Raw genomic sequence first — 15740 nt, 5'->3', positions numbered from 1 at the left:
TCCTGACGGGACAAAGACAGGCGACAATCTGGGGTCGCCGAACGCCTTTGATCGCCGGGGGACCCGTAGTGACCTTCAACGGTTTCATCTCGTACAGCCATGCCGCGGACGGCAGGCTGGCTCCCGCCGTACAACGGGGCCTGCACCGCCTGGCCAAACCCTGGCATCGCCGGCGCGCCCTGTGGATCTTCCGGGACCAGACCGGGCTGGCGGTGACCCCGGGGCTGTGGTCGTCCATCCAGACCGCGTTGGACGGCTCGGAGTACTTCGTGCTGCTCTCCTCGCCCGAGGCCGCGCAATCGCGGTGGGTGAACCGGGAGATCGAGCACTGGATCGCCACCAAGTCGGCGAGCCGGATCCTGCCCGTGGTGACCGACGGGGAGTGGGCGTGGGATCAGGAGCGTCACGACTTCACCGAGGACTCGACGGCGGTGCCCGCGGCACTGCGCGGGGTGTTCACCGAGGAGCCGCTGTTCCTGGATCTGCGGTGGGCGCGGGGCAGCGAGCACCTCAGCCTGCAGCATTCCCGCTTCCGGGACGCGATCGCCCAGCTGGCCGCCCCGATGCACGGGGTGAGCAAGGACGAACTGGAAGGTGAGGACGTCCGGCACCATCGCCGGGCGCGCCGGCTCGGGTCCGGGGCGCTGGCGACGCTGCTGGTGCTGGCTTTGTGGGCGGTGCTGACCAGCGTGTCGTCGGTGCGCAATGCGGACCGGGCGACGGCCGCGGCCGCCGAGGCGTTGCATCAGCAGCAGGTGGCGGAGGTGCAACGCGGCAGCGCCGAGCGGTTCGCGCAGGAGGCGACCCGGCAGCAGCAGGTGGCGAAGGAGCAGCAGGCCCTGGCGGTGTCCGCGGCGAGCGAGGCGCAGCGGTCGGAGCAGTCGGCGCAAGAACAGCAATGGCTGGCGGATCAGGCGACCGCCGAGGCCCGGCGGCAGCAGCGGATCGCCGATCAGGCGGCGGAGCGGACCCGGCAACTGCAGCGGCTGGCGGAGAAGGCCGGCCGGCGGACGCAGCAGCTGGAGCAGGAGGCGCAGAAGCTGGCGGCGGAGGCGCGGCGGCTGACGAAGGTCGCCGAGGAGAAGCAGCGGGAGGCCCGGAAGGCAGCCGCGGAAGCCGCCGAGCAACAGGCCAAAGCCGACCAGCAGCAGCGGATCGCGATCAGCCGGCGACTGACGACGCAGGGCAAGGCGACGATCGGCAGCGATCCGAGGACGGCCCTGATGCTGGGAGCCGCCGCCCAGGAACTGACGCCCGACGCCGCGACCCGCAGCGAAGTCACCGGTGTCGTCAGCACGACGGCCTACGCCGGCACGATCAGCGACGTGACAGCGGCCGTCCACGGGCCGGACGGCGTCCTCGCGGCCCTGGGCGCCGACGGCAAGGTGTCGCTGTGGAACGTGACCGACCGGACGGATCCGGACCGGATCACCACCCTCGGCGACCCGGTCGCGGCCGACACCCCTCTGATGTTCAGCCCGGACGGGCGGACCCTGGTCGTCGTCGACCGGGAGGGCGGCGCGGTCCTGTGGGATGTGACCGACCGGCCCCGTCCGGTCCGGCTCGCCACGGTGGCGCCCGGTGGCCACGTGCACGCGGTGGCGTTCAGCGGGGACGGGACCACCCTCGTCACGGGCGACGGACGCGGGATCACGACCCTGTGGGACCTGGCCGACCGATCCCGGCCCCGGCAACTCGCCACGATGGACGAGTGGGCCCCCTATCCGGTGGCCGGTCTCGCGTTCAGCCCGGACGGCGCCACCCTGGTCGTGAACAAGACCCGGTTCGTCGGGGTCTTCGACCTGAGCGATCGGACCGATCCCGTCTTCCTCCGCGGGATGCCCGGCTTCAACATGGCGTCGATGGCGTTCGATCCGACCGGGTCGACACTGGCCGCCGGGGACTTCACCGGCGGGGTGGATCTCTACGACATGAGGGGTACGGCCACCGCCCAGGCCGGGCAGGACCGGATCGCGCCGCCGCCGACCCTGCCGCCCGAGGAGCCGAGCACCGATCCGTTCCGCCACCTGACCGGGCTTGCCGGCGCCGTCGACGCGATCTCCTACAGCGCGGACGGACGCCATCTGGCCGCCGGCGGCGGGCAGGGCACCGCGATGGTGTGGGACATGACCTACGCGGAGGGGCCCAGGCCGGTCATCACCGTGCGGGCCAACGGCGCGATCAACACGGTCTCCTTCGACCCGGACGCGGAGACACTGGTCACCGCCGACACGTCGGGCACGGCGACCCTCTGGACCGTCCGGCCCCTCGGGACTCCGGACCCGCTCGCCGCGCTCACCGTCGAGGGCGGGCAGATGCGGGCGGCGGCGTTCCGGCCGGACGGACGTTCCCTGATCGCCGCCGGTCCGGGCGGCACGGCGACCTCCTGGGACGTGACCGACCCCGCCCGGCCCGTCCGGGGCGCCGACCTGTCCCTCCACGACGCGGAGGTGCGGGCGGTGGCCTTCAGCCCCGACGGCCGTACGGCGGCGGCCGTCGGGCGCCAGGACGGACAGGTGACGCTGACGGAGGTGGCCCACCCGGACCGGCGGGTCGTGCTCCCGGGCCGGATCGAGCCCGCGGCGGAGACGAACGCGATGGCGTTCAGCCCGGACGGGCGCACCCTCGCCGTCGTCGCCGGCCCTGCCCGGCTGCTGCTGTGGGACGTGGCCGACCGGGCCCGCCCCGCCCTGCTGGCGACCCTGAGCGGCGTCACCTTCGGGGCGGCGGTGGCCTTCGGTCCGGACGGGCACACGCTGGCCACCGGCGGCGATCGCGGCTTGACGCTGTGGGACGTGACCGACCGTGCCACCCCCGTACGGGCCGGCACGCCGGCCGGCCACAACGGACTGGTGACCACGGTGGCCTTCAGCCCGGACGGGCACACCGTGGTCAGCGGCGGGTCCGACGGCCTGGCGATGCTGTGGGACATCACCGACCGGGCCCGTCCGCTCCGGCTCGCCACGCTGACCGGCCACCAGGGCGAGGTGGCCGCGGTGGCCTTCAGCCCCGACGGGCGCACCCTGGTGACCGGGGACGAGGACTCCGAACTGTTCCTGTGGGACACCGCCAACCCGGCCGGACCGATCCGGCTCGTCTCGCTGCGTGGCATCGGTGGCAAGGCGCGGGCGGTGCTGTTCAGGAGCGACGGGCGCACCCTGGCCGTCGCCGCCCGGTCCGACAGCCAGGTCGCGACCGTCACGCTGTGGGACTACGCGAAGCTGAACAAGCTCCGTGCCGACCCGGCCGCGTACGCCTGCGCCATCACCGGCCGCGGCCTCGGCGCCGACGAGTGGGCCCGTTACATTCCCGAGGTTCCGTACCGGCGTACCTGCACCGGCTGACGGCTCGCCGCCGGGCCTAACTCTCGTCCAGGTAGGCGGCCATCGCGATCGCGGCGGCCGCAGCCGCGTGATCCACCTCGGACACGGCGGCGGCCAGGATCGCGGCGTCGACGGGGGTGGCGGCGAGCCGCTCGACGCGGGCGCACGCGTCGGCCAGCGGCTGCGCGCCGAGCAGCGCGCTGGACGACTTGAGGGTGTGCGCCACCGCTGCCAGCCGGTCGTTGCCGCCGGTGGCGAGGGCGGTGGCCATGGCTTCCCGGCGTCCGTCGAGTTCGGCCAGGAACATGTTGACGGTCATCGCCACGAGTTCCCGGCCCTCGAGTTGCGCCTCGAGTTCGAGCAGCTGGGCGCGGGACAGGACGTCCGGCACGGCGGCGGCCGGGGGACTCTCCGGCTCGGCGGCCGGCGGGGGCTCGGTCAGGTACGGTTCGAGCGCGTGCCGCAGTTCCGGCAGGGTGATCGGTTTCCCCAGGTGACCGTTCATGCCGGCGTCCAGGCAGCGGGCCTGATCCTCGGCGAGCGTGGTCGCGGTCAGCGCGAGGATCGGCACCGTGCAGCCGGCCGCCCGGGCTTCCCGGGTCGCCTCGGGGCCGCCCATTCCGGGCATTTTCATGTCGAGCAGCGCCAGGTGGTATCGGGTCTCGCCGAGCAGCGCCGTCACGGCCGCCCGGCCGTCGGCGACGGTGTCGCACTCCACGCCGAGCACGCTGATCATCCGCTGCAGGACGGTCCGGTTGACGTCGTCGTCCTCGGCGAGCAGCACCCGGCCGGGCGGCAGCGGCTCGAGCGTCACCGGCGTGGTCCGCGGTCCCGCCTGGTGGCGACGTAGCTCGGCGGCGAGCCGGTCGAGCGTCACCGGGGCGGTCAGGGTCCCGCCCCGGCCCGGCGAACCGGTCGAGCCGATCGTGACGGTCCCGCCGGCCGCCGGACTCTCCTCGCACCGGACCACGAGACCGGCCCACTGCTCGTCGGAGTCCTGGCCGGGCCCGACCCGAACCGGTTCCGCTCCGGCCGCCGTGACCAGCCAGGACAGCGCCAGCCAGGAACGCGAGGTCGGCGCGGCGACGGCGACCCGCCCCTGGACTGGCGGCGCGGTCACCGGCACGTCCCGGTCCGCAAATGCGTGCAACGGCAGGCGTACGCTCCACCGGAACCCTCCACCGGCCTCCGTGACCACCGTCGTGCCGCCGCCCGCCGACGCTGTTTCCTGCGCCGCACTGGTCCCGTGAGCCGGGAAGGCGTCGTGCCGCAGCGCCCGCGAGCCGTGGCCCGCGCCCGTGGCGCCACCGAGGGCGCCGGCCAGCCGATCGACGAGAGCGAGCTCGGCCGACTCCGGAGCGAACCCGGAACCACCCTGCGGCTCGCCGGTGGCGGTGACGTCGATGCGGTACGCGTCAGGGCCGTCCACCTCGGCGGTGACGACCACCTCGCCGGTCCCGGGCTGCCGCAGAGCGTGCCCCACGACCGAGGTGAGGATGCGCCGCAGCACCGCGGCGTCACCCCCGACCACCGCGGGCAGGCCCGGCGCGGGCGTGGCGAGAAGCAGGACCCCGCGCTCCCGGCACTCCGCGCCCATCGACTCTGCGGCGCCTTCGAGCACCTGCCGGAGCACCACCGGCCCCTCCGGCGCAACCGGCTCCCCGGTCTCCAGCCTGGCGAGCGCCGCCAGGTCGTCGGCCAGCGACTCCAGCCCCTGAGCGGTCCGCTGGATGTCGTCGATCGTCTCCTGGGCGGCGGCCGGCAGCGCCTGCGCGCGCAGCAGCTCGATGGCCGCTGTCACGGCGGCGGCGGGCGTGCGGATCTCCGGCCCGAGCAGCCCGAGGAGCCGGTCCCGGGAGCTTCCGGCGGTGGCGCTCTCCACGGTGATCAGGCGGCGCTGGGCACCGCACGTGCTCTCCAGCCCGGTGACGCGCACGGTGGCGGCGGCGCCGGGATCGCACCGGCACGGCCGTACGACGTCGGATCCGGCGCCCGCGTCGCGTACCAGATCGGGAAGGTTGCCATGGGCCGGGCAGTCCGGCCGGGGGCTGGCGTGCCGCCAACGCTCGTTGGCGACCAGGACGCGGCCGTCGTCGTCGGCGATCGCGGCCGGGTACGGCAGAGCGTCGGCCAGGCTACGTGCTGCGAAACTCATGCTCTGACCCCTTGCAGAACCGGCGTACGGCGTGTCCAGGCCCGGCCCTCGGCGACCGCGATCAGCAGCAGCGTGGGCAGCAGCGCGGCGGCCGAGCATGCGGCGATCTGGGCGGCCGAGCCGTGCCACAGCTGGATCAGGGCGACCTCGAGGACGGCTCCGGCCCAGGGGATCAGTGTCATCCAGGAGCGGCGGGCGAGGGCGGCGTTCGTCAGGACGGTCACCAGAGAGGTGAATCCGGCGACCCCGCTGAGCACCTGGACGAGCGTGGTGGCCCCGGCGTACCCGTCGCCGTAGAGGACGGTCAGCACCAGCGCCGGCACGATCGCCGCCACCGCCGCGCCGAGCAGGGCCGGACCGGCGACCGCGGCGCAGGCGCCGAGCAGCGTGCGGATCCGGCCGGGCCGGTCGTGGGCGGCGACCATGCGGGGGAACACTGCCGCCATCACCGCCGCGGGCAGCGCCAGGACGGTCTTGGCCACGGTCGCCGCGGCGACGTACGACCCGGACTCGGCACCGGCCAGGTGATGCCGGGCCAGGAACAGGTCGACCGTCGAGAAGAGGAACAGGCCGGTCACCGCGACGGCCGCGCCGCCGACCGCGCCGAGCCGCAGCGTGGTCCCGGATCCCGGTTCGCGGTCGCGGAGCAGGACCCGGACCGCGGCCGCCAGGGCGGCCACCTCGCTCAACAGGGTGGCGACGAGGGCGCCGGCGATGCCGAAGGGCACGGCCAGACCGACACCGAGGATCAGGCGTACGGCCGTCGCCACCAGGTAGGTGCCGGCCACCGCGGAGATCCGGCGGGCGCCGAGGAGCAGCCCGCGTGCGGTGGCGAGAAGAGCAGCGACGACGAGGTACGGGGCGAGCTGTGCCGCCTCGGCGACCCCGTCGAGGTGGAACCAGTCGCTGAGCAGCGGCGCGCCGAGCAGGGTGACGGCGCCGGCCGGCAGGCTCCAGAGCGTGACCGCCCGCAGCGTGCCGGCGGTGGTGGCCCGCCCGGCCCCGTGGGTGGCCGCGTGCGCCGAGGCGGCGGTCTGCAGCGCGCCCAGCGGGATGCCGAGCATCACCATCGCGGCGAGCAGGGCGCCCAGCGCTCCGTAGGCGGCCGGGTCGAGAAGCCGGCCGACGAGGGCGTGGAAGGCGAGGTTTCCGGCGCTCTGCACGGCCACCGCCACGGCGATCGGCCCGGCGGCCCGGAGGAGCGCGCCGCCGGCACGCCTGTGGTCGATCTGCACGTGATCCGTATCGGCCGGGCGGTCCCGAAGCTGCTGATTTCGTGGAGGCGGCCGCGATTCTCCCGAAGGTTCCTCGCATCGGCGCGCGACGGGCGTACTTATAGGTATATGTCCGGGAAAATAGCTGCTGAGCAGGTGAGCCGCCATGTCGCGGGCCGCGCCGAGATCAGGGACACGATCACGGCCGTCCTCGACGACGCCGGAACGGATTGGGCCTGGCAAGGGCCGGCCGGCGCACCGGAACGCTGGGTCGCCGACAACGGGCCCGCCGACCTGGACGTCTGGTGCGCGGCCGGCCGACAGTCGCCCGACCCGGTGGCGGCGCTCGCCCGGGCGTACCCCAGCGCCGTGATCGCCGACGCCGCCGACCCGCGCCGCCTGCGGCACACCGGCGTCGCGGTGGTCACCGACACCGGCCTCGGCGTGGTCGACTTCACCCACGGTGACCTGCGCGTCGGCCCGATCCTGCTGATCCCGGCCGCCGAGGTCACCGTCGACCCGGCCGCACACCGGCTCACCGGCGCGGCAGCCGTCGCCGACCTGCTGGTCCGCCCGGTGCTGCGCGGGCGGATCCCCGGCCCCGAACGTCTGGCCGAAGCCCGCGAGGCCTGGACCGCGGCCACCCCCACCGGCCGAACCGCGCTGGCCCGGCGGCTCACCGCCCAACTCGGCGCCGCGGTCGCCGCCGACCTGATCGCCGCGGCCGGCGGGGCGCTCCCCGACCCGCGGCTGCCCCGCCGCGCCCGTCTCCGGCTGGCCGCCCGCAGCCTCGCGCCCGCGACGATCGGCGCCACCTGGGCCCAGCGGCACAGCATCCGGCCGGCCGGCCCGTCCGCCGGCCCCCTCGGCCTCCGAACCCGCGGCGTCGTGGTCGCCCTGGTCGGAACCGACGGCTCCGGCAAGTCCACGGTCGCCGCCATGCTCGGCGACCGCCTGCGAAGCCGGGGCTTCCCGACATCCCAGGCCTACTTCGGCATGGCCCGCGGCAACCTGCCGGGAGTGGCCCTGGCCCGCCGCCTCCTCAACGTCGGCTCCACCGCCCCGCCCCTCGCCCTGGATGCCGCCGTGCCCCTCGCCCTGGATGCCGCTCCGCCGCTCGCCGTGGATGCCGGCCAGCGCCTGGCCCCGTCAGTCGGTCCGGCAGCGGATCATGGTCTGGCTTCGGCGGCTGGTCCGGCAGCGGATCATGGTCTGGCTTCGGCGGCTGGTCCGGCAGCGGATCATGGTCTGGCTTCGGCGGCTGGTCCGGCAGCGGATCATGGTCTGGCTTCGGCGGCTGGTCCGGCAGCAGGCCATGGCCTGGCCCCGACGGCCGCCTCGGAAGCCGGCCCGGGCCGAACCTCGACGGGCGGCCCGGTCGCAGCCGCCGCAGATACGTCCGGCCCACAGGCCCCGGTAGCCACTGCATCCGCCCTTGGATCAGCCAGCGAGACGGATACGACATCGGTTTCCGAATCGGGTCGGCCTACCGAGATGGAAACGAGTTCCGTTTCGGGCCGGATGGGCGAGATGAGAACAGGCTCTGGATCGGATCGGCCGACGATGGCGGTGGCTGGTACCGGGCCGGACAGCGAGGGCGTTGGGCGAAGGCCGGACGGCGAGGGCGTTGGGCGAAGGCTGGACGGCGACGGCGACGGCGGTGGGCGGAACGGGCCGGACGGCGAGGGCGGTGGGCGGAACGGGCTGGACCACAGGCGGCTGCGGCGGGTGGCGGCCTGGTATTACGCCGGCGAGTATGGCTGGCGGTATCTGCGTCACGTTCTTCCGGCGCTCGTTCGCGGGCGGGTGGTGATCGCCGATCGGTGGGTCTACGACCTGCGGGAGTCGCCGTGGCCCGGGTCGGCGGCGGCGCGGGTCGCCGAGGTGCTCGTGCCTGCTCCGGATCTGCTGGTGCTGCCGGATGCGCCGATCGACGTCATTCACCGCCGGAAACCCGAGCGCAGCGTCGCCGAACAGCGACAACAGCAGGAACGCTTCCATTCTCTGCTCGCCGAGAGCCCGGCGCGCTGTGCCGAGATGGTGATCGACACGTCCGGGCCGGCGTCCGGTGATCGAGTCGCGGACGTGGTCGCGGCTGTCGTGGAAGCGGCTCACCGCCCTCGTGGCCGCCGCCGCTGAAGAACGGTGGCGGAAGGCGGCAGCCAACCCGGCGTTGTGACGGCCGGCGACGTTTACCGCACGCCGCGACGGGTAGTCGCGCGACCATGACCACGAGGGAGCAGCGACCCTCACGCGAGGGAGCAGCGACCATGACGCCTAGGGAGCAGCTCGTGGAGCCGATCGGCGATCCTGACGACACCGGCGATTTCGCCGAAGAACACGAACTCACCGAGGTGGACGACGAGGCTCCGGAGGACGAGCCGGAAAGCCCGGACCGATGGACCGGTGGCCTCGACCGCGAAGGACCACCCTGACCGGTACCGCACTCGGACCACCCTGACCGGTACCGGACTCGGACCACCCTGACCGGTACCGCACTCGGACCATTGAGGCGCAAGGTGACGGCCGCCGCACCCTGGCTGCCGTCCGCCGTCGCTGTTCGCCGTCGCTTCACCGCCCACCGTTACCGCTCGCCGCCCGCGATCTTGTGGACCTCCGCGGAAAAGGGGGTGGCGGAAATCCACAAGATCGCGGGCAGGGTGAGGCGGACATGCTGAGCAGAGGGACCGGACGGAGTGAGGCGAGCATGCCGGGCGGTGGGGTCGGGCGGAGTCGGGCCGGCGGCGTAGGCCGGGCGGAGGGACCGGACGGAGTGGGGCGGGCCGGGCGGTGGGGTCGGGCGGAGTCGGGCCGGCGGCGCAGGCCAGGCGGTGGGGCGGGCGGCGCAGGCCAGGCGGTGGGTCGGGCGGAGCCGGACGGGCGGCGCGCGCCGGGCCGCGGGGTCAGGGCTCGAAACGGTAACCGACGCCGCGGAGGGTTCGGATGTGGCGGGGGGCCGAGGCGGACTCGCCGAGTTTGCGCCGCAGGTTGCCGACGTGGACGTCGATGATGTGGTCGTCGCCGAAGAAGTTGTCGCCCCAGACGTGTTCGAGCAGCTGGGGGCGGGTGAACGTGCGGCGTGGCGCGGACGACAGCAGGTCCAGCAGATCGAACTCGATCTTCGTCAGCTCGATCACCGCGCCGGTGCGGGAGACTTCCCGTACCTCCAGGTCGATGCGCAGGTCGCCGTATTCGCGGACGGCCTCGCGCCGGGCCTGGACGGTGGCGCGGGGGCGCCGTCGCATCGCCTGAATGCGGGCGGCCAGCTCGCGCGGGGAGAACGGCTTGGTGACGTAGTCGTCGGCGCCGACCGAGAGGCCGACCACCTTGTCCAGCTCGTCGGTACGGCCGGTGACCATGATGATGTACGCGTCGGTGAACTGCCGGATCTGCCGGCACACCTCGATGCCGTCGAAATCGGGCAGGCCGAGGTCGAGGATGGCGATCTCGGGCCGCTGCTTCTGCGCCTGTGCCACGGCTTCCTGGCCGTCGCCGGCGGGCACGACCTCGAAGCCTTCCTTCTCCAGCAGATGACGGCAGATCATCATGAACTCGGGCGAGTCCTCGACGACGAGCGCTCGTGGCGTGGTCACGGCACCTCCGATGGCGATGGAACGACGGGCAGATCTCTCATCGGCCGCGCGGGCGGAGATCCAAGGGTGCGGGGGTCAGGGATCCGGTGCGACCTCAGGCACGTCCGGCGGAACGCTCCCGGGCCTGGTGCAGCAGCTCGACGAAGCCGTACGCGTCGATCTCGGCGGCGGCCTCCACGTCGAGGACGGCGATCCAGCGGCCGGTGGCGACCGGGTTGTCGGAGAAGAGGGTCGCGTCGATGTCCGCGTCGTCGGCGCGGACGAACCGGGTCAGGGGCAGGCCGTTGACCTCGTCGGCGGCGAGCGCGTCGGCGTCGGCGACACCGACCACCTCGAAGCTGATGCACTGGGCGTAGAGGGCCTCGGACAGCCGCTCGACGACGGTGCGGACGGTGGCGGCGGAGCCGTGGACCGGGAGGATCAGGGTCAGGTCGACCCCGGACTGGCCGAGGCCCGGGACGACGGCGGCGGTGGCGGCGGCGGGGGCGAGGAGCTGCGAGTTCGTCATGCATTGAGGATGGCGGCCGAAGCTCAATCCCGGCTCATCCCGATGTCAAGCGGTGGGCAAGCCCTCCGGTGAGCGCCCGGTACGCGGCGGCGGCCCGGCCGGTGGCCTGTTCCCAGCCCATGTGGTCGCGCGCGGACTCCCGGCCGGCGACGGCGTACCGGCGCCAGGCCACCTCGTCGGTGAGCAGTTCGATCAGGGCGCGGGCCAGGGCCGGCGGGTCGGTGGGCGGCACGGACAGGCCGTTGACGCCGGGCTCGAGGACCGCGCGGACGCAGGCGACGTCGGTGCCGACCACCGGCAGGCCGACCGCCATCGCCTCGACCAGCGCCATCGCCGGCGGCGAGGTGGTGTAGTCGAACTTGAACGGCCAGGTGCCGACCTGGGCCGCGGCGAACTCGCCGAGCAGGTCGGGGACGGGTTCGGTGACGACGTCGATGGCCTCCCCGGCGGATCCGGCGCGGGCCAGGATGGCGGGCAGCTCGGGGCGGGGGATGAGGAGCAGGCGCAGCCGTACGCCCGGAACCCGCTCCCGGACCGTGCCGAACGCGTCGAGCAGCGTGTCGAGGCCGCGGACCGTCTCGGCCCGGCCGGCGAAGACGATCACCGGGGACTCCCGGTCGAAACGGGCCCGGCGCTCGTCGTCGGGGGCGCCGCACGCGTACCGCACGATCTCCGGCCCGCCCGGCCTGCCGAGCCGTTCCTCGACCCGCGGGTCGGGGGTGAGGATCGTGGTGACGCCGGCCCGGCGCAGCGCCGCGGCGGCCAGTGACGGTGGCAGCACGGTGGTGGCCGCGACCCGGGGCCGCAGCACGTTCGACGACCACATCTCGGTCAGGGTGCCGCGGCGCAGGGCGCGCGGGCCGGGCAGGGTGGGCCAGGCGTAGACGGTGAGCAGTTTGGGGTACGGCCGGAGCGCCGGATGCAGGGCGAGCAGCGGCCCGAGCGCGCCGGCGTGGACGTGCACCAGATCGGGGCGCATCCCGGCGAGCACTCCGGCCAGCTCCGGCGCCCGGCCCAGGGGGAACGTCTCCAGCGAGCCGCCGAGCTCGTGCGTCCCGGCGAAGACGTGACCGCCGTCGACGACGTGCGTGGTGATCAGATGATGCTCGCCGGGGACCCGCTGGACGGTCTCGGTGACGGTACGCCCCATCGCCTCCCGTCCGGAGAACTCGGAGATGACGTGGGCGACCCTCATGCGGGCACCGCCCGTCCGGCCGGGCGGAGGCGGCGCAGCACGTGGCCGAGCGCCCCGAAACCGAACTCGCTGATCTTCATGAGCCACATGCCGAGGTACAGCAGCGGGTGGGTGCGCAGGTAGCGGATGTTGCGCAGGTAGAGGGCGAACCGGTGCAGGATGTTGATCTGCCAGCGGAACGCCTCGGGGTGCTCCTGGGCGAACACGTCGGCCGTTCCGACGTACCCCAGCTTCTTCCTGAGGGTCTTGGAGAGCCGCAGCGGGCCCTCGTTGTGGAAGAGGAAGCCCCGGGTCCGCCCGACGCGGCAGCCGGCGGCGCGGACCCGCAGGTCGAGGTCCTTGTCCTCGGAGAAGATCATCCGCTCGTCATGTCCGCCGAGTTTCTCGTAGACGTCGCGGCGCAGGCAGCGCAGCGACTCGATCTGCTCGACGCCGTCGTAGCACTTCTTCTCCAGCCACTTGCACCGTGCCCAGAAGGTGGTGCCGAACGACTCCTCCGGGATGACCAGGGCGTCGTACCGTTCGGCGAGGAGCTCGGCGCACTCGCCGAGCAGGCCGGGCGTCACCGTCATGTCGGTGTCGAGGTGCAGCAGGATGTCGCCGGTCGCCTCGGCCGCGCCGCGCCGGCGCCCCTGCGCCATCGACCGGTTCTCCCGCAGGTAGCGGACGGCCAGACCGCGGGCGCGGTGCTCCTTCACCACCTGCGGGGTGTCGTCGGACGACCGGACGTCGTCGTTCACGACGATCTCGAAGTCACGGAAGTCGGAGGCCAGGAAGGAGCCCAGGAACTCGCGGAGAAGCGCGGCGCTGTTGTACGCCGGCACGATGACCGAGAGCGTCGGAGGACGGGTCATGACCCAGTATGACCATATTTCACCCGTCCTGGTGCCGGTATGACGAGTGCGGGTATGACGACGGTGGGCCGGGGCTCGACGAGCCCCGGCCCACCGTGTGGTGGTCCTGCCTAGCGGGTGACGGCCAGCGCCAGCGCCCAGTAGGACAGTGTCAGCGCCTCGGTCGGCGTGAGCGTCGCCTTGGCGCCGTTCGTCATCGCGGTGACCTTGGCGATGTACGCGGTGTAGCGGCCGGCGGTGAGGTCGTTCTCCAGCTGCTGGAGAGTGTTCGCCGAGGCGCCGCTCGCGTACTTGCGGGTCAGGTCGACCAGCCACGGAACGGTCAGCTTCACCGTGTAGGTGACCTGTGCCGGCGCGGTGGTGTTGCCCGCCTTGTCGACGGCGCCGGAGCACTTCACCGTGTACGTCCCCCGGTTCTCCGACCTGCTGAGCACGGCCGCGGTGGCCACGCCGGACACCGGGTCGGTGGTGGTGCAGGAGAGGCGCGGGTTGAAGTCCGGGCCGTACACGGCGCCGTCGGTGGCGCCGACCACGGAGACGGCCGGGGCGGTCCGGTCGACCTTGGCCGTCACCGTGGCGTCGGCGGTGTTGCCGGCGACGTCGGTGGCGGCGCCGGTGACGACCTTGGCGGCGCCGTCGCCGTCGACGGTGGTCTCCGCCGGGCAGGACGCGGTGCCGGACGTGTCGTCGGCGCACGTGTACCGCACGGTGGGCGCGGTGCGGTACCAGCCGGCGGCGTTGGGTGTGCCGGTCAGGGCCGCGGTGATGCGCGGCGCGGTGCGGTCGACGTTCACCACGTACGACGCGTCGGCGGTGTTGCCGGCCTTGTCGACGGCGGTGCCGGTGACGACCTGCCGCCCGCCGTCGGTGTCGACGACGACGTCGGCCGGGCAGCTGTCGACGCCGGACGCGGCGTCACTGCAGGTGAAGTGGACGGTGGGCGGGGTGCGGTACCAGCCGGCCGCGTTGGGCGTGCCGATCAGGTCGGCGGTGATGCGCGGCGCGGTGCGGTCGACGTTGACGGTGACCGACGTGGCGGCGGTGTTGCCGGCCCGGTCGATGACCGTGCCGGTGACGACCTGGCCCGCGCCGTCGGTGGTGACCGTCGGGTCGGACGGGCAGACGCGCACGCCGGAGCCGGTGTCGGCGCAGGTGTAGCGCACGGTGGGGGCGGTACGGTACCAGCCCGCGCTGTTCGGGGTCCGGTCGATCGCGGCGCTGACCTCGGGGGCGGTCGTGTCGATGTCGACGGTCAGCCGGGCGGTCGCGGTGTTGCCGGCCCGGTCCACGGCGGTGCCGGTGACCACCTGCTCGGGGCCCTCGGTGGTGACCGGGGTGTCCGCCGGGCAGCTGGCGATCAGCGATCCGGCGTCGCTGCAGACGTAGTGGATCGTCGGGACCGACGTGTGCCAGCCGGTGGCGGTGGGCGCGTTCACCACGGTCGCGGTGATGTGCGGCGCCTTCTGATCGATGTTGACCGTGACGGTGGTCGTGGTGGTGTTCCCGGCGGCGTCCTTGGCGGTGCCCGAGAACTGCTGGTCCGCGCCGTCGGTGTCGGCGACCACGGGCTCGGGACAGTCGACGGAGCCGCTGTCGTCCGTACACGTGAACCGGATCGTGACGGGGTTGCGGAACCAGTCGTCCACCGGCTGCTGGGACAGCGTGGCGGTGATCTTCGGGGGAGTCTTGTCCGACGGCGCCGGCGCGACGGTGGGCTCCGGCGCGGCCGTCGAGGCGGCGGGGGCCGCACTGGACGGCGCCGCGCTGGACGGCGCCGCGCTGGACGGCGCCGCGCTGGACGGCGTCGCGTCGGACGGCGCCGCGCTGGACGGGGCGACGCTCGACGGGGCGGGGTCGGACGGGGCCGCGCTCGACGGGGCCTCGGCCGACGGCTCCGAAGAGGCCGGCGTGGTGGGCGTCTCCACCGGGGGTGCGGGCACCTCGGTGGGCGCGGCCGGCGCTGCCGTCGCCGGGATGGCGCCGGAGACCGCGTTGCTGCCGCCGTTCTCGTTGTACGCCTTCAGCTCCACGATCCACGGCTTGTCGGCGGAGAGCGCCAGGGTGGCCGACCGGGCCGACGCGTCGACCTTCACCAGCCGGCTGATCGTCTCGGTGCCGTAGCCGATCTGGTAGTACGTCGGCGACCGTGTGCCGGCGGGCGCCTTCCACACCACCGACACCTGGTCGGGCGAGTCCGCGAGCCGCTGCACGACCACGTTGGTCGGCTCGGCCGGCCGGAAACGGTCCACCAGCGACTTCGTGGTCACGCAGGCGCCGTACGCGTTGATGGTGGTCAGCGACAGCGTGTAGGCGCGCTCCGGGCTGGCGTTCGGGTAGCGGAAGGTCGCCTCGTTGCCGGTCCGCTCGGCCAGCACCACGTTGTCGATCATCCGGGTGAAGACCGCGCGGTACCCGGTCAGCGGCGAGTAGCCGCCCCAGGCCGGGGCCTTCCAGCTGGCGGTGGCCGTGCCGCCGTCGTCGGCGCGGCCGGTCACCATGCCGGTCACGGCGCTCGGGGTCAGCGCCTTCAGCGTGTAGTAGCCGGTGTTGGCGACGGCGCCGGAGGTGTCGACCGCGCCGATCCGCACCTTGTACGTCGTGCACGGATTCGGAGCGTCGATCATGTACTCGGTCGTGGTGGCCGGCAGGTCGATGACGGTCTGCACGTCACCGGCGATGATGTCGGCCGTGTAGTGGTCGGCGCCGGGGACGGCCTTCCACACCACCCGTAACTTGTACACGTCGTCGGCGGTGCGGGTCACCGCCAGTGTTCCGGGCGCCGCGAGGGCGGCAAGGGCGCTCGACGGGAGGGCGACCGAGGAGGTCACCAACCCGAGCGTCCCTGCGCCCACCGCGACGAGCAGTCGCCTCAAGTCCATCAGGACCTCGTTCTGTCGT

At 73.7% G+C, this 15740-nt stretch carries 10 protein-coding genes; 3 read left to right on the top strand and 7 right to left on the bottom strand.

The annotated features are described in order from the left end of the window. Nucleotides 1–68 precede the first annotated feature (68 nt). Nucleotides 69–3344, top strand: a complete 3276-nt coding sequence (locus tag BM290_RS00655; protein ID WP_143133551.1) for a TIR domain-containing protein — start codon at nt 69–71, stop codon at nt 3342–3344. A gap of 16 nt (nt 3345–3360) precedes the next feature. Here BM290_RS00655 and BM290_RS00650 read toward each other — a convergent pair whose 3' ends face one another. Both BM290_RS00650 and BM290_RS00645 read right to left on the bottom strand, forming a co-directional pair. Continuing rightward, nucleotides 3361–5478 carry a response regulator gene (locus BM290_RS00650; RefSeq protein WP_093608849.1) on the bottom strand — a complete coding sequence of 706 codons (2118 nt, stop codon included), beginning with the start codon at nt 5476–5478 and terminating at the stop codon, nt 3361–3363. Further along, the gene (locus BM290_RS00645) at nt 5475–6713 is read right to left on the bottom strand and encodes a lipopolysaccharide biosynthesis protein (protein ID WP_093608847.1); all 1239 of its coding nucleotides are present in this window, start codon (nt 6711–6713) and stop codon (nt 5475–5477) included. The genes BM290_RS00650 and BM290_RS00645 overlap by 4 nt, the downstream gene beginning before the upstream one ends. Between BM290_RS00645 and BM290_RS49410 the strand changes: the two genes are divergently transcribed. Together BM290_RS49410 and BM290_RS48005 are read left to right on the top strand one after the other, a co-directional pair. Then, nucleotides 6714–8831 carry a hypothetical protein gene (locus tag BM290_RS49410; protein ID WP_244903856.1) on the top strand — a complete coding sequence of 706 codons (2118 nt, stop codon included), beginning with the start codon at nt 6714–6716 and terminating at the stop codon, nt 8829–8831. A 131-nt stretch (nt 8832–8962) separates the two neighbouring features. Further along, complete coding sequence (locus tag BM290_RS48005) at nt 8963–9127, top strand: hypothetical protein (protein ID WP_177319522.1); 165 nt, start codon at nt 8963–8965, stop codon at nt 9125–9127. A 468-nt stretch (nt 9128–9595) separates the two neighbouring features. Here BM290_RS48005 and BM290_RS00630 read toward each other — a convergent pair whose 3' ends face one another. From BM290_RS00630 to BM290_RS00610, 5 genes are all read right to left on the bottom strand, one after another. Then, nucleotides 9596–10285, bottom strand: coding sequence for a response regulator transcription factor (locus BM290_RS00630; RefSeq protein ID WP_093608845.1), 690 nt, complete (start codon nt 10283–10285; stop codon nt 9596–9598). 94 nt (nt 10286–10379) lie between these two features. Next, nucleotides 10380–10793 carry a hypothetical protein gene (locus BM290_RS00625; protein WP_093608843.1) on the bottom strand — a complete coding sequence of 138 codons (414 nt, stop codon included), beginning with the start codon at nt 10791–10793 and terminating at the stop codon, nt 10380–10382. Nucleotides 10794–10827: 34 nt separating this feature from the next. Next, complete coding sequence (locus BM290_RS00620) at nt 10828–11988, bottom strand: glycosyltransferase family 4 protein (RefSeq protein WP_093608841.1); 1161 nt, start codon at nt 11986–11988, stop codon at nt 10828–10830. Beyond that, a complete protein-coding gene (locus BM290_RS00615) occupies nt 11985–12842 on the bottom strand; it encodes a glycosyltransferase family 2 protein (RefSeq protein WP_093608839.1) in 858 nt (285 codons plus the stop codon). The genes BM290_RS00620 and BM290_RS00615 overlap by 4 nt, the downstream gene beginning before the upstream one ends. Nucleotides 12843–12952: 110 nt before the next feature. After that, nucleotides 12953–15721 (bottom strand): hypothetical protein, encoded by a 2769-nt coding sequence (locus BM290_RS00610; RefSeq protein WP_093608837.1) that lies wholly within the window; start codon nt 15719–15721, stop codon nt 12953–12955. Between the last annotated feature and the right edge of the window lie 19 nt (nt 15722–15740).

It is taken from the genome of Actinoplanes philippinensis (assembly GCF_900113015.1).
Classification (GTDB): domain Bacteria; phylum Actinomycetota; class Actinomycetes; order Mycobacteriales; family Micromonosporaceae; genus Actinoplanes; species Actinoplanes philippinensis.
Note: the sequence above shows the minus strand (reverse complement) of the source record. Positions and strands in the feature narration are given on the sequence as shown.

Coding starts and splice junctions, on each gene's coding strand:
- BM290_RS00610 (WP_093608837.1), bottom strand. CDS start 15,721: ATGGACTTGAGGCGACTGCTCGTCGCGGTGGGCGCAGGGACGCTCGGG.
- BM290_RS00615 (WP_093608839.1), bottom strand. CDS start 12,842: ATGACCCGTCCTCCGACGCTCTCGGTCATCGTGCCGGCGTACAACAGC.
- BM290_RS00620 (WP_093608841.1), bottom strand. CDS start 11,988: ATGAGGGTCGCCCACGTCATCTCCGAGTTCTCCGGACGGGAGGCGATG.
- BM290_RS00650 (WP_093608849.1), bottom strand. CDS start 5,478: ATGAGTTTCGCAGCACGTAGCCTGGCCGACGCTCTGCCGTACCCGGCC.
- BM290_RS48005 (WP_177319522.1), top strand. CDS start 8,963: ATGACGCCTAGGGAGCAGCTCGTGGAGCCGATCGGCGATCCTGACGAC.
- BM290_RS00625 (WP_093608843.1), bottom strand. CDS start 10,793: ATGACGAACTCGCAGCTCCTCGCCCCCGCCGCCGCCACCGCCGCCGTC.